At 49.6% G+C, this 14,765-nt stretch carries 7 protein-coding genes; all 7 read left to right on the top strand.

Going from position 1 to position 14,765, the window contains the following annotated elements; translation table 11 throughout:
• Positions 1-2 precede the first annotated feature (2 nt).
• The 7 genes from BN3279_RS20150 (at position 3) to BN3279_RS20120 (ending at position 14,681) form a co-directional block, all read left to right on the top strand.
• Positions 3-995, top strand: coding sequence for an acrylyl-CoA reductase family protein (locus BN3279_RS20150; protein ID WP_059053366.1), 993 nt, complete (start codon positions 3-5; stop codon positions 993-995).
• 201 nt (positions 996-1,196) lie between these two features.
• Positions 1,197-4,628 carry a glycoside hydrolase family 2 TIM barrel-domain containing protein gene (locus BN3279_RS20145; RefSeq protein ID WP_232436895.1) on the top strand — a complete coding sequence of 1,144 codons (3,432 nt, stop codon included), beginning with the start codon at positions 1,197-1,199 and terminating at the stop codon, positions 4,626-4,628.
• Positions 4,629-4,653: 25 nt separating this feature from the next.
• The gene (locus tag BN3279_RS20140) at positions 4,654-6,357 is read left to right on the top strand and encodes an SGNH/GDSL hydrolase family protein (protein ID WP_059053362.1); all 1,704 of its coding nucleotides are present in this window, start codon (positions 4,654-4,656) and stop codon (positions 6,355-6,357) included.
• A gap of 310 nt (positions 6,358-6,667) precedes the next feature.
• Positions 6,668-9,607 (top strand): glycosyl hydrolase 115 family protein, encoded by a 2,940-nt coding sequence (locus tag BN3279_RS20135; protein WP_059053360.1) that lies wholly within the window; start codon positions 6,668-6,670, stop codon positions 9,605-9,607.
• A gap of 138 nt (positions 9,608-9,745) precedes the next feature.
• Positions 9,746-11,272, top strand: a complete 1,527-nt coding sequence (locus BN3279_RS20130; protein ID WP_059053358.1) for a helix-turn-helix domain-containing protein — start codon at positions 9,746-9,748, stop codon at positions 11,270-11,272.
• Positions 11,273-11,335: 63 nt separating this feature from the next.
• Positions 11,336-13,156 (top strand): sensor histidine kinase, encoded by a 1,821-nt coding sequence (locus BN3279_RS20125; RefSeq protein WP_059053356.1) that lies wholly within the window; start codon positions 11,336-11,338, stop codon positions 13,154-13,156.
• Complete coding sequence (locus BN3279_RS20120; RefSeq protein ID WP_059053354.1) at positions 13,146-14,681, top strand: response regulator; 1,536 nt, start codon at positions 13,146-13,148, stop codon at positions 14,679-14,681. The genes BN3279_RS20125 and BN3279_RS20120 overlap by 11 nt, the downstream gene beginning before the upstream one ends.
• Positions 14,682-14,765: the final 84 nt, after the last annotated feature.

Below are 14,765 nucleotides of genomic sequence, written 5' to 3'. Positions count from 1 at the left end.
AGATGGACCAACAATTTCGCGCTTTCCGTATACATCACGATGCAGAAGGATTTCGATCAGGTGTAGAACTCGTTGACGCTTCGGTACTTCCCGATGCTGATGTCACCATCGCGGTGCGTTATTCCAGCGTGAATTATAAGGACGGCTTGGCCAGTCTAGAGGATGGCAAGATTGTTCAGCGCTATCCCTTCATTCCCGGGATTGACTTGGCCGGGGAAGTGATAGCTTCACGAGATGAGCGATTTCGCCCAGGAGATGCCGTACTCTGCACTGGCTACGGACTGGGCGTAGCCCACGAGGGTGGCTTTGCAGAGGTGGCCCGGGTTCCCGGTGATTGGCTGCTGCCACTGCCTCAGGGTCTGACGGCTCTGGAAGCAATGGCGATAGGAACCGCCGGTTTTACTGCGGCGATGTCCGTAGAACGACTGCTCCATAACGGCCTTGCGACTGAACAAGGACCTGTTCTGGTCACAGGGGCCACGGGCGGTGTCGGCAGTATGGCTGTCTCGATATTAGCCAGATTGGGCTTTGAAGTGGTGGCCTCCACCGGGAAAGTGGAAGCTGGCGACCGGCTCAAGGCCTTGGGTGCTTCGGCAGTCATTAGTAGAGAAGAAGCCTCGCAAGGCAAACGCGGCGTATTGTCCAAGGAACTGTGGGCCGGCGTAGTAGATCCGGTGGGCGGGGCTGCTACAGGAGAGATTGCCAAATCGGTCAAATACGGCGGGAGTATTGCGTTATCGGGGCTTACAGGTGGCGGGAGATTTGATACATCCGTGCATCCTTATATTTTGCGTGGGGTAAGCTTGCTGGGCATTGATTCGGTGTATTGTCCCGCAGAACTGCGGGCTGATCTCTGGAGCAAGCTTGGCGGGGTATGGAAGCCGGAGACGGCGCTGGAGCATTTGATTACAACGATCTCTCTGGAGGATTTGCCTCAGGCTTTAGCTACGATTTTGCAAGGTCAGATGCTTGGCCGACAGGTTGTAGCCCTGTAAATATAAATCAGATAGCTATGAACCTTGGGTGGCACTCATGAAATAATATGAGATGCCACCTTTCTTATTTCCCCTCTTTTTATTCCTATGAATGTTTAATTTCTACAAAGACGAGAGCAAAAAAATATGCCATACTATCCATAAACAAGGACTTATTCAGCAGATAACCTGATGATTATGACGGGAAAAGAGGTGGAAGCCGTGTTTAGAAATTTAAAGCGCCTGTTTAACGAGGGTTGGGAGTTCGCCAAGAGTGATTTGGATAACGCAGCGTGGTCGAGGTTAACCTTTGAGCCCGTTGACCTTCCGCATGACTGGTTAATTTATAATACGCCCGACTTGTATGAGCCTAGTATTGGCTGGTATCGAAAGCGTTTCCATTACGAGTTTGACCATCGAGAGGTCCTGCTGGCTTTTGAGGGTGTATATATGGACTCTACCGTATATGTCAACGGGCAGTATGTCGGAGAGTGGAAATACGGTTATTCTTCCTTCGAGCATGACTTAACTGCGTTACTTGTGAATGGAGACAACGAAATTGTGGTCAAGGTGGTCCACCAAAGCCCCAACAGCCGATGGTACTCAGGAGCAGGCATCTACCGCAATGTATGGCTCAAGCTGAGAGATCGCAATCACCTCACCACCGATGGAACCTATGTATCGATAACGAAGACGGCACAAGGATCGTGGAAGCTGGAGGTGGAGACGGAGGTAGTTGCATATGAGCCGCTCAGGCTGACCCATGAGCTGTATGACGGCGAGGGCAACAGGCTTACCACCGTGAGCGAAAGGCTGGAGCCACGCTTAAGCTCCGTTCTGCTTAGCCAACTGGATGTTCAGGTGTCATCGCCTCACTTATGGAGCGTGGAGCATCCGTATCTTTATACCTTGATTACCCGTCTTGAATCGATGGCCTCCGGGGAAGTGGTGCTGGAGGAAAGACAGCAGTGTCTAGGTTTTCGACATATCGAGATGGACCCGGAGCACGGGCTTCAGCTTAATGGTCAGAAGCTTAAGCTGAACGGCGTATGTGAGCATCATGATCTAGGTGCGCTGGGTACGGCGTTTAACATTACAGCCTTGCGAAGAAGGATGATTCTGCTCCAAGAGATGGGTGTTAATGCTATCCGTACTGCCCATAACATGCCAGCTCCGGAGCTGATGGATTTGGCCGATGAGCTGGGATTTCTGGTCGTTTCAGAAGCCTTTGATATGTGGGAGCGTCCGAAAACACCCTATGATTACGCGAGATTCTTCCCAGAGTGGATGCAATGCGACGTAAGAAGCTGGATACGAAGAGATCGTAACCACCCCAGCTTGCTGATGTGGAGTATTGGTAATGAAATTTACGATACACATGCTGATGAGCGAGGTCAGGAACTGACAAGGTTGCTTATAGATGAGGTAAAGAAGCATGATCCAAAGGGAAATGCCAGAGCCACGATCGGCTCTAACTTTATGCCTTGGGAGAATGCCCGGAAATGCGCTGATATCGTGAAGCTGGCTGGCTATAACTACGGAGAGAAGTATTATGATGAGCAGCATGAAGCACATCCGGACTGGATTATTTATGGCAGTGAGACGGGCTCGGTGGTGCAAAGCCGGGGAGTCTACCATTTCCCGTTCTCCAAATCGATATTGGCCGATGACGATGAGCAATGCTCTTCACTGGGGAACAGCACGACGAGTTGGGGAGCGAGGTCACCGGAATTTTGCATTATAACGGAGCGCGACAAGTCGTATTCCTTGGGGCAGTTCATCTGGACCGGGTTTGATTATTTGGGTGAACCAACGCCTTATCATACTAAAAATGCCTATTTCGGTCAGTTGGACACAGCCACCTTCAAGAAAGACGCTTATTACATCTATCAGTCGGCCTGGACGGATTATCGAACTTCCCCGATGGTTCATCTATTCCCCTACTGGGACTTTAATGATGGGCAATTGATTGATGTCCGGGTGGCCTCGAACGCGCCACGCGTAGAGTTGTTTCTGGAAGGGGAATCGTTGGGGTCCCACGTGTCCCAGCATAAGCAGGGCACGCAACTGGTGGGCTGGTGGCAAGTTCCATACCGTGAGGGGGAACTGAAGGCGGTGGCTTACGATGAAGAGGGCCGGGTAATCGCTACGGACCTTCAGAAATCCTTCGGTGATGCAAGCCGAATTCGGCTTGAGGCGGATAAGCTTACATTGTTGGCTGACGGTACGGACCTTATTTTTGTGGAAATTCAGATGGAGGATGCAGCGGGACAAATTGTTGAGAATGCTAATAACAGGGTGCGGATTGAGGTGGAGGGAGCCGGGCGGCTTGTCGGCCTGGATAATGGAGATAGCACAGACTACGATCCTTACAAAGGATTGAGTCGCAGATTGTTCAGCGGCAAGCTGATGGCGATCATCGGGTCTACATTTTCACCGGGAGATATTACTGTTAAGGTATCCTCTGCAGGATTGCCAGTAAGCACTCTGAATTTGAAGGCAATGCCGGTAAGTCTTAAGGAGATCGAGGGTAAATCGGCCTACACATCCAATCAAGAAATGCCCTGTCTAACTGGTAAGCTGGATGAAATACCAGTCCGTAAGCTGGCAATTCAGAGTCCACAGGGGCAGACGTTCCATGCTGAGCGACAAACAATGGCGCTGGAGGTACTACTATATCCGCCGAATACGTCTTACACCGAGGTGGAATGGAGCGCTGTGGATGATGCCGGGATTGAGTCCAATCTAGCCAAGGTAGAAGCCGAAGGGCATCGGGCAATCGTGACTGCCCTGGGGGATGGAGCGTTTCGCATTCGTTGTACCAGTCGCAACGGCACCGATAAGACAAAGCTCATTTCCCAACTGGAATTCGTAGCTTCTGGTCTGGGGACTGCTTATCTGGACCCTTATTGTTTAGTTTCGGCGGGGTTGTATCATTACAGCAAGGGTGATATCGGAAATGGGAATGAGCGTGGTATTGCGACCAGCCGGGATGGAGAAACACAAGTGGGTTTTCGCAACCTGGACTTTGGGGACGATGGCTCCGATACGATAACGATCCCGATTTTTGCCCTTAGCGACCATCCACATGCCTTGCAAATTTGGGAAGGGATGCCGGGCGAAGACGGGAGCGTTCTGCTGATGGATGGTGTGTATCACAAGCCCAGCAGGTGGAATGTCTATCAAGAGGAGACCTATAAGTTATCCAAGCGGTTGAAGGGAGTCACTTCGCTTTGCTTCGTATTACGAGAGAAGGTTCATATCAAGGGTTTCTATTTTGCTCAAATGAGCAGAGCTTTTACTAGAAATGCCGCCGCCGAATGCGATCGTATCTACGGAGACAGCTACCGGCGTGTGGATAGCCGTATCGAAGGTATTGGGAATAACGTCTCTCTCGTGTTTGATCGTATGGATTTTGGTCATCCGGGGGCTGCCCAACTGACGGTATTTGGCAACTCTCCGATTGACCGGAATACACTGCATATCCGGTTTGAAGGACCGGACGGAGAGAGCAGACAACTTGTCGAGTTTACGCAAACGGCTGGTTATGAGGAACGCATCTTCCAGCTTGAACCGGTGGAAGGCGTGCAGAAGGTGACATTTCTGTTTTTGCCGGGGTCTCAATTTGACTTTGGCTGGTTCAGATTCAGCTAAATGCTTCATGGGGAGGAAGAAAAGAATGAACGAGGGGCCTAAGGCGCCAAAAGATCCCGACGTCCGGCGCAGCAGCTTTTACGTCATGTACGAGAACAGGGTGGAGGGCACATCTAGGCCGGATGGGACATTCTCTCATGAGATTTATTTAGATGGGAGATTAGTAGATAAAGCGCGATATATGGGTGGGGTCGTTGACGAGGACATCCTCCGCCTGCTGCAGGACTGTGAGGGTGTGCGTCGCCTGGTGCACAGTATTGGCGTTACGGTAAAGGCTGAGCAATCTCCGGCTAGCCCAGTGCAATTCGTGTATCAGAATTTGGGTCATACGAGCAAATACGAGTCTGGAACCCGGATTGAGCTGACCTGTCCAGCAGACGGGTCTGAGACGCTGATCAGGATGGAAGAGGTGGAGTGGGGGGCAGATGATGATGTACCCGGCAGCTTTGCCTTTCTATTCGCTCAGCCTGGGGAAAGGGCTATGGTTAGTGTTATTTTTTATTTGCATGAGGGCTTTCAGATTCCCGTAACTTCTCCAGAGGCGCCAGTCGCCTTTGGATCAGAGGCTTACCTTGAGATGATCGGCAACTCCCTCCTCAACTCAGGGCATAACCGACGACTCAAGGCCGCCATCCAAAAGGCAAAACGAGGCGATAAGGTCACGCTGGCCTTCATTGGCGGTTCCATTACACAAGGAGCAGGTGCTGTCCCGATTCACGAACAATGTTACGCCTATCAAGCCTGTGAGCGATTCAAGCACAGATTTAGCCCCGCTGGCGAGGCGGACATTCAACTGATTAAGGCAGGGGTAGGCGGGACCTCCTCGGAGCTGGGCGTGGTCCGGTATGAACGAGATGTGCTTCGAGAGGGGCAGGTTGCCCCGGATATCGTAGTCATCGAGTTTGCCGTCAATGATGCGGGGGATGAGACGGAGGGAAATTGCTTTGAGAGTTTAGCGTTAAAAGCCTGGCATGGTCCAGGCAACCCGGCGGTCATCTTATTGTTCAGCGTATTTGCCGATGACTGGAATTTGCAGGAACGCTTGGCACCTGTCGGTTGGCATTATGATTTCCCGATGGTGAGTGTCAAGGATGCCCTCGTCCAGCAGTTCGGGCTTACAAAAGCAGCAGGGAATATCATCTCCAAACGGCAATTTTTCTATGATATCTACCATCCCACTAATGATGGACACCACGTGATGGCGGATTGTCTGGATAAATTGCTCCGCGTAACGGATGCTGCCCCGTGGGATGAGGGGGAGGCGGTTATGGGCAAGACGCCGGTGATTGGTCATGACTTTGTTCATCTCAAGCTACTGGATCGTGCTCAGCCGGAATGCATAGCTGAAATTGAACCGGGTGGTTTTACAGGAGTGGATACAGATATGCAGATGGTAGAAATGGATGCTCATGCCTACCGTAGCGCTCAATTTCCGCATAATTGGATGTATGAACCGACGCTTGGAAGGCCAGAATTTTGCCTCAGGCTCTCTAGCAAACGTCTTATCTTCATTTTTAAGGATTCGGGCTCAACTGAATTTGGGTGCGCAGATCTATGGGTGGATGGGCAATATGTCAAAAGGCTGGACCCCCATGCAAATGGCTGGACCCACTGCAATCCCGTGTTAGTGTACAACGAACAGGAGAGCCGGGAACATACGGTGATTATTCGCATGGCGAAGGGAGATGAGCATAAGCATTTTACTGTGCTGGGCTTCGGATATGAGTGAGCTATATAAGTTGAACTTATATTTAACGCAAAGAAGCAGACGAGAAAATGTTCTTACGATCGCTGTTGCTCATGGATTTCTCTTATTTAATAAATTCTTATAGGGTAGAAATCCATTCACAAAGGCGAACAAGCGTAGGCTTCCGATGCAGCTTTCTTGCAGAAAGCTTTGACCTTCTTCAGAATCATTTTTCTCGCTTACTTGTTATGCCTTTTCTTAGTTCAACTGATATAGCTTGGATTTAGTACTGTGGCTGAAGCAGGAGATATCATGAAAGCGCTATCTAAAATAGGTAAAAGGAGCTAGGATGATGAACGATGTTAATACAAATGTGGCAGAAGCTGTTGTTCTTGTTCAGCAGGGTCAGGCAATCCCCATTTATATATATGAGCAAGGTCAGGATTATGCCGGAATCAGGCGTGTTTCCTCCTCACTGGCACAAGATATTCAGCTTGTTACGGATGTCATGCCGCAGCTTATTACCGACAGAACGCAACTGAGCAAGACCGCGGTGATAGCAGGGACCATCGGACATAATGATATCCTTGATTCCTTAATCGCGGAAGGTCGGCTTGAAGTGACTGCATTGCGAAGCCGCCGGGAGAGCTTCATCATTTCGGTTATAGAGAATCCATGCCCCGAGCTTGATCAGGGGATCGTGATTGCAGGCAGCGAGAAGCGGGGGACACTGTATGGCTTGTATCACATCTCCAGACTAATTGGCGTCAGCCCTTGGGTCTATTGGGCAGATGTATACCCGAAGAAGCAGTCAGAGCTAATCTTCACGAAGGAACAAGTGGAATTCGTCTCGAAGGAGCCGTCGATCCGTTACAGAGGTTTCTTCCTGAATGACGAATGGCCATCGCTAGGTTCCTGGTCCAGAGACCATTGCGGCGGATTTAGTGAGCGTATGTATGAACAGGTATTCGAGTTATTACTGCGACTGAAGGGCAATTATTTGTGGCCGGCCATGTGGAGTGCGGTATTCAGTGAAGACGGCTTAAGTCATCCACTGGCTAATGCCGAACTGGCCGAGGAATATGGAATCGTAATGGGGACCTCGCATCATGAGCCCATGTGCAGGGCCGGAGAGGAATGGAAGAAGACGCATCATTTTTATGGTGAACATGGCTTATGGGATTACTCAGATAACCAAGAAGCCATTACGAATTTTTGGGAGGATGGCGTGGTTCGTAATAAGCCCTTCGCCAATGTCATTACGCTGGGCATGCGCGGGGAGCAGGACTCTGCTCTCGGAGGTACTTTAGAGGAGAATATTCAACGTTTGAAGGAAATTATCCTGACGCAGAAGGAATTGCTGCGCAGACATGGGCTGGAGTGTGCGCCACAGGCGTTGACGATCTATAAGGAAGTTGAGGCGTTCTGGTATGGAACAGAAGAGGTGCAGGGGTTACAGGACTGGGACGTGCTGGATGATGTCACCATCATCATGTCAGATGATAATTTCGGCAATATGAGGAAGTTGCCGGAGGAAGGACTGCGAGATCGCAAGGCTGGGTGGGGAATTTATTATCATTTTGACTATCATGGGGCTCCGAATTCCTATGAATGGGTGAACACGGTTCCTCTTGAGAAGGTATGGGAGCAGATGTCGCTAGCTTATGATTATGGCATCAAAGACCTTTGGATCGTGAACGTGGGTGATTTGAAGCCAATGGAGCTGCCGCTCTCTTATTTTATGGAGTTAGCCTATGATTTTGAAGCATGGGGAACGACAAAGCCCAATCGTACGGGGGAATTCCTTCGGGAATGGGTGGAGCAGCAGTTCGCTCATACTGTTGCAGAGGAAGCGTTAGTCGGCATTGCGGAGGTGCTGGAGAACTATACTAGAATGAACGGTCAGCGCAAGCCAGAGGTTACTTATGCAGACACCTATAGCGTGTCTCACTATGATGAGGGGCAGCGAGTGCTTGCCGAGGCGCTGGAACTGGAGCGACAAGCCGGGGTCTATTATAACATGATTAGCGAACCTCACAGGGATGCCTATTATCAGTTGGTGTACTATCCCGCAGTCGCTAGCGCCAATGTCAAAAAAATGCAAATTTACGCCGCACTTCATCAGAAATACAGCAGCTTTACGCCTCCCAGCCTACTATCCAATCACTATGCTGACTTAATAGAGGCAGCGATATTCCGAGATAAGCAACTCCAGCAGCAATACAACCATGAGTTATCTGGTGGAAAATGGAGTGGAATGATGTCTTCTGCACATATTGGCTACGTGCACTGGAACGACGAAGGCTGGCAGTATCCGGCCTACCGCTCTGTTGAGCCCCAGGAGGAAGCCTCGATTATCGTTGACGTGGAAGGAACTAGTGGTGGATTCAGCTCAGGAACACTGGCGTTACCGACGTTCACCAATGTTCAGAAGGAACGCTATCGCGTGACGATTAGCCATGGCGGGAGACAGGTGCTGGATTACCGTGTGCAGCCAAGCGCTGACTGGATCAGGCTTGAGCGGCAGCAGGGAAGTCCCTTGCAGGGAGAGGACCTTTATGTGTCCCTGGACTGGGAGCAGGTCAAGGCTCCTCTGGCTGGAGAGATTGTGATTACTTACGGTCAGCAGTCCAAGTCCAGCCTGCAGACGGTTAGAATTACCGTTGAAGCCCGGATTATATCTACCGATTCGCTTCCTCCTATGACCTTTGTTGAGACGAACGGTGTGATTGTCATGGAAGCTGAGCATACCTGCGATCGGAATGGCAGGCAAGACGCTCATTTTGAAGTGATTCAGAAATATGGACGTTCGTTATCCGCCGTGAAGCTATTCCCGACAACGTTACGATATGAGCGGTATCAGGAGGCTCCTTATTTGGAATATCGCCTGTGGGTGGCAGAAGAGGGCATTCATACAGTTATTGTTCATGCCGCTCCTACAAACCCGCTAACAAAGCAGGGGCAGCTTCCTTATGCTATAGGACTGGATGATAACGAGCCGGTCATCGCCCAACTACTACCTGCGGAATTTGTGGCTGGTGAATCGCACCATTGGGAGCAAGCAGTGCTAAACAATGTTCATACCCATGGAACGCAGCATGTGCTTACGTCTGGCTTGCATACCCTGCGCGTTTATGTACTGGATGCGGGATTGGTGCTACAGAAGCTAACAGTATCGAAACATTCTCTTCCATCCTCCTATTTTGGCCCGCCGGAAAGCTACTATAAGTGCGTGTTCAAAAAGTCGAGTTTACAGGACCAAGAAGGTTGGATGAAGCCAGGGACTGAGTAGCGGAGCGTACGTAGTGGGTACGTGAGCAACGGAAGGCCCGGGTGAATTCAAGATTCGATGTCGAGTTCACTCCTTGAACTACTTCGTTCTGGGAAGGTGACTTTTTGAACAACCTCTATAAGTGAAGGAGGGATCAGCATGATGAACGTATTGCTTGTGGACGATGAGCCATGGGTACTGGAAGGATTGCGCACGATCGTCAACTGGAACAAGCATGGGTTCCAGGTTTGCGGGGAGGCGGCTAATGGGCATTTGGCCTGGTCACTGATGGAGCGCTTGCAGCCTGATTTAGTATTTACTGATCTCCATATGCCCTCCGTCGGGGGTCTTGAATTGATTGACCGCTCCCATCAGGAACTGAGTAAGCCCCCCCGGTTTGTCATTCTGAGCGGCTACGATAATTTTGAATATGCGAAGACAGCACTTGAGCAGCGAGTGGAGGATTATCTCCTCAAACCAATTGATGAAGATGAGATTGAACTGGTATTAGAGCAAGTGAAAAGAACTATTCTGAATGAGCAGGTCGCTGCGGAACGCCTACTTCTTGAACGCTCCTTGTATGGAAAGGGGCTGATTCATCGCTTGCTGCAAGGGGAAAATCATCGGGAACTAGCTTATGAAGCTGCAAGGTGGCTCCAGATCGAGAGCCATGAGAAGGTTGCTTGCCTGCTGATAGATACCAAGTTTGAAGAGAGACGCTGGCATGGTCTGGTTAAGGAGCAAATGCAATCGTTTTTGCCGGAGAGATGTGCTCATTTTGAAGGAAGAGAAGTTCTGATCGCCGGCGAGGATTCTTACGCTCTGGATCAACTTGAAGACTTGGGCAGACGCATGATTGAGCAAGGCTCTGAAGACCCTGCCATAATGACGGCAGTGGGGTATGCAGAGGGAGGTGTGCTCGCCTTAAGGAGCGCTTATCAACAAGCGATACTCGCGCTGGAACAGAAATTTGAAGATAAGGGTGGAGGCAAGACGAAGCGGAATGGTGTCAGGGAGAATGACGAGGCGAGAAGCGTGAATAAGCGCGCTTTGACTGTCTTGATGAACATCCTGAGTTCGGAGGACCAGGCCGGTCTTGAACCGGCAATGGACGCCTTGCTGACCGCGCCATCTTCCAGACGACCTGCCAGGGATATGGAGTATATCCGTATTCAACTGCTTGCGCTGGAGATGGAGATTTTTAAGCAACTTAAGATTTGGGGAGGGAATGCTGATCAATTCGCTGAAAGCCTGCAGCCAGAGCCTGGTGTGTTTACTGAAGGGCTTGGATATGAGGAACTGCGCAGATATGCCAACGGATTGTGTATGAAGAGTGTGGAAGTACTCGGAGAGCAACGCAAACGTAGTGAGGCAAATACTATCTTCCAAGTGGTTCGGTATGTAGATCAGGAATTCCGTACAAGGCTTCAGTTGCAAGACCTGGCCCGCAGATTCCATATGAATCCCAATTATATGGGGCAGGTCTTCAAGCAGCAGACAGGTCGAACTTTCCGCGAATATTTAAATGACAAGCGAGTGGAAGAAGCCAAGAGATTGCTGCGGCAGACCCGTATGAGCATTGCCGAAGTTGCTGCGTATTCCGGTTATCCCAATGCCGACTATTTTGTAAGTCAGTTCAAGCGAATGACAGGTGCGGCTCCTTCTGTTTACAGGAAGCAGCAGTGAAGTGAAACAAGGCTTAGAACACAGCTAGACATGAACGGCACGGAGGGGTGGGGTGTAGCCAACATGAGAAGAGTCCGGTTCCGCAGTATCGTTAATGATATTCCACTCAATTACAAGCTGATGTTGATTTACATCATCGGCATTTTGCTGCCTCTAATGGTCATCAGTTATCTGTTCATGGACCGGATGTCCGAACTGATTCGGGAGCGGGAGGAGCAGAATCTACAAATTTCACTAGAGCGGGCAAGAAAGGATATTCATAGCATGATTGATGGAGGAATGTCGGTCAGTCATGCCCTGATTACGGATAAATTGTTGTCCGAAGCGATGGACCGTGTCTATGAAAGTCCGTTAGATTTCTATAATACCTTCGACGAACAATTACGGCATCGGGTCACCTCCTATATTCCCGTCAACAATCAGATCCAGCGGATTGGCATTTATACCGACAATCCCAGCATCGTGTCCGGCGGAGATTACTATCTATTAGATCCATCCGTACGGTCAAGTAGCTGGTACCAGCAATGGCAAACCTTCAAAGGCTCTGTGAAAGTGTCGGCCTACCGGGCCAGGTCCGTGAACAATTCCGCGGCCACTTCCTCTTACCTTAGCATTATTGAGCGAATGGATGATTATCAGGGAGATCATTCCTTTCAGAAACTGGTGCGGATCGATTTCTACTTAAGTCGCTTCTATGATGTCATTGCGAGGGAGCGTCACTATCTTGATCTATATCTAGTAAATGAGTTGGGACAGGTTATTGTATCCACGGATGATCGCTATCAAGGAGAAGGCGATGCGGATTATGCCTTGTTTGATAGTACCGGGGCAGCGGATAAGGATTTACATATGGTTCCTATCGGCAATGCCAGCTATGTGAAGGGCTGGAAGCTCATCGGTGTTCCGCAGGGAACACGGGTCAAGCAAGCGATGCTCGATATGCGCCTTTATTTCGGTATGCTGGCAAGCATCATCACCTTGCTGACCTCTGTGTTCATGTATGTGATGCTGCGCTCCTACAATGACAGGGTGAAGCGTCTATCCAGACAGATGCAGAAGGTGAGGAACGAGAAGTTCGATCTGCTTGAAATGGATGGAGGTCGGGATGAGATTGGTCAACTGATTGGCAACTTCAATATGATGACAACGCAAATTCATTCGTTAATCAACAACGTCTATAAGCTGGAAATTCAGCAGAGAAGTCAGGAAACGGAGCGCATTCGGGCGGAGCTTAATTTGCTGCAAAGTCAAATGAATCCGCATTTTCTGTTCAACACGCTGAACGCCCTGCTAGTGGTAAGCACCAAAAATAATTATGTCGACGTAAAAGATATTATTAAGGACTTATCCAAATTACTACGTCGTTTATTGAACTGGAAGGACGATTTGGTTTCGCTAGAAGAAGAGATGAGCTTTACCGTAATGTACCTGGGGATTGAGAAGTTTCGTTTCCGGGACAAATTCGAATATCATATCAAGGTCAGCGAGGAAGCTCGCCAGTATAAAATACCAAAGCTGAGCATTCAGCAACTTGCTGAAAATGCCTGTAAGCATGGCATACAAGCGATTGAAGGCTTGGGGATCGTGACCATTCGTGCCGAAGTGATCGGCGAGTATTTGAGCATATTAATCGCGGATAACGGTAAGGGGATGGAAAAGGAACAGTTGCAGGAAGTGTTATATCATATGCGCAGTACAGAGGAGCCTGGTGGAAGCAGTATTGGCATTCGTAATGTCTACCGACGTCTGGAGCTGTATTATGACGATAAGGTTCAATTTAATGTAGCCAGTCAGGCGAGACAAGGCACGCAGATATCATTCAAAATCCCCTTACATCTGCTTGAACGGCAGGGAACAGAAGGAGGGTATAACCATGGCGTTTAAGGTGCTGCTGATTGACGATGAGCCATGGGCACTGGAGGGGCTACAGTTGTGGATTGACTGGGAGGGACTTGGCTTTGATGTATGTGGTACCTGTGGCAATGGGGCGCAAGGCTTGAAGCTGATGGAGGAGTTGGAGCCTGATCTTGTCATGGTGGATATTCATATGCCGGTGATGGACGGCCTGGAGATGATTCAAGCCTGGCGCAAGGCCGGAAGACAAGATACCAAATTTGTAATTCTAACAGGCTATAGCGACTTTGAATATGCACGCAAAGCGCTGAAATGCAGAGTGTCCCGGTATTTGTTAAAGCCCCTTGATGAGGAGCAGACTTACCTGGAGATTCAGGCTATTCAGCAGGAGCTTAGGGAGGAGCAGGCCAAGCTTCAGATTTCCAAGGCGGCTCGGCGGGAGAAGGAAACACTGCTAATTCAGGAATTGCTGACAGGAAGTGTATTGTCCCAGCCTGACAGAGAGGAGCTGGAGTCTCTATCATTGCTGGCCACATATTGGAATGTGTGTCTGGTTCAGGGGCGGGAAAAGGAACTTATGCGCCTCAGATCGATGGTTGCCGAATCTGCAAGTGAACGTGAAGGCACTCCCATGTATCTGGCTCAACTACGGCCTCATGTTTTCTGTCTTGTATTCGGCTCGTACGAACACCAGGAAGGGCAGTCAGAGGACCGCATTGAGGCTATAGCCCGCCACCTGGCGGGTTTTCATGCATGTGTATCCATAGGTGTAGGCAAACGGGTAGCTTCACTAATGGAGATTGGGGCTTCTTACAGAGCGGCAGCAGATGCTTTGATGCATACCTTCTATGAGTCGGGGAGGAACAAGATTATTCATTATGCTGACGTGAAGGAAGGCGAATTTCAAAGCTATTATCAGCAAGCAGACCTGCTGGAGCGGGTGCTCGATTCACTTCGGGTGCTTGATGCTGCCGATTATGAGGAGATCGTGAATTCCATAGATCAAGCCTTTCGTGAAGCAAGCATTTATCCGGATGAGGCTCGTAAATTTATAATCTATCTCCTTCATGAGATCAGCATGTATATGAGCGGGCAAATGGAACAGGCCGCAGGGCCTTCGCATCGCTTATTCGATATACCGAATCTGAATGAGGGATTGAACTTCGATGAATTGATTGGAATGCTGCGCTCCTGCGGCCGTGCATGCTTCGATTGGTTGCTGCAGGAGACGGTAGCGGGGGCACAAGGAATTGTTCAGGACATTAACGAATATATGGAGTCGCATTTCCGCGAGAGATTGACAATTAAAATGCTGGCAGAGCGATTTTTCCTTCATCCGGCCTATCTTGGACAGTTACTGATGCGTAAGAACGGAGTGAATTTTCATGAGTTCCTTCATAATTTGCGAATAGAAGAGGCCAGTCGCCTGCTTCGGAGCCATCGGTATAAAAATAGTGAGATTGCGGAGATGGTCGGCTACACCAGTTATCAATATTTTCTGCAGCAATTTGAGAAGCGTCTGGGTATGTCGCCTAACGAATACAAGAAAACCTAAGATTTGCAAGGATATAGCTATAATTCGCATGTAGTTCCTGCCCCTATAACAATCTTATAATGAAATCAGCTTCATGAAAGGGCT

Origin of the sequence: Paenibacillus senegalimassiliensis (assembly GCF_001486585.1) — a bacterium.
GTDB lineage: Bacteria > Bacillota > Bacilli > Paenibacillales > Paenibacillaceae > Fontibacillus > Fontibacillus senegalimassiliensis.
Note: the sequence above shows the minus strand (reverse complement) of the source record. Positions and strands in the feature narration are given on the sequence as shown.

Coding starts and splice junctions, on each gene's coding strand:
- BN3279_RS20150 (WP_059053366.1), top strand. CDS start 3: ATGGACCAACAATTTCGCGCTTTCCGTATACATCACGATGCAGAAGGA.
- BN3279_RS20140 (WP_059053362.1), top strand. CDS start 4,654: ATGAACGAGGGGCCTAAGGCGCCAAAAGATCCCGACGTCCGGCGCAGC.
- BN3279_RS20135 (WP_059053360.1), top strand. CDS start 6,668: ATGAACGATGTTAATACAAATGTGGCAGAAGCTGTTGTTCTTGTTCAG.
- BN3279_RS20130 (WP_059053358.1), top strand. CDS start 9,746: ATGATGAACGTATTGCTTGTGGACGATGAGCCATGGGTACTGGAAGGA.
- BN3279_RS20125 (WP_059053356.1), top strand. CDS start 11,336: ATGAGAAGAGTCCGGTTCCGCAGTATCGTTAATGATATTCCACTCAAT.
- BN3279_RS20120 (WP_059053354.1), top strand. CDS start 13,146: ATGGCGTTTAAGGTGCTGCTGATTGACGATGAGCCATGGGCACTGGAG.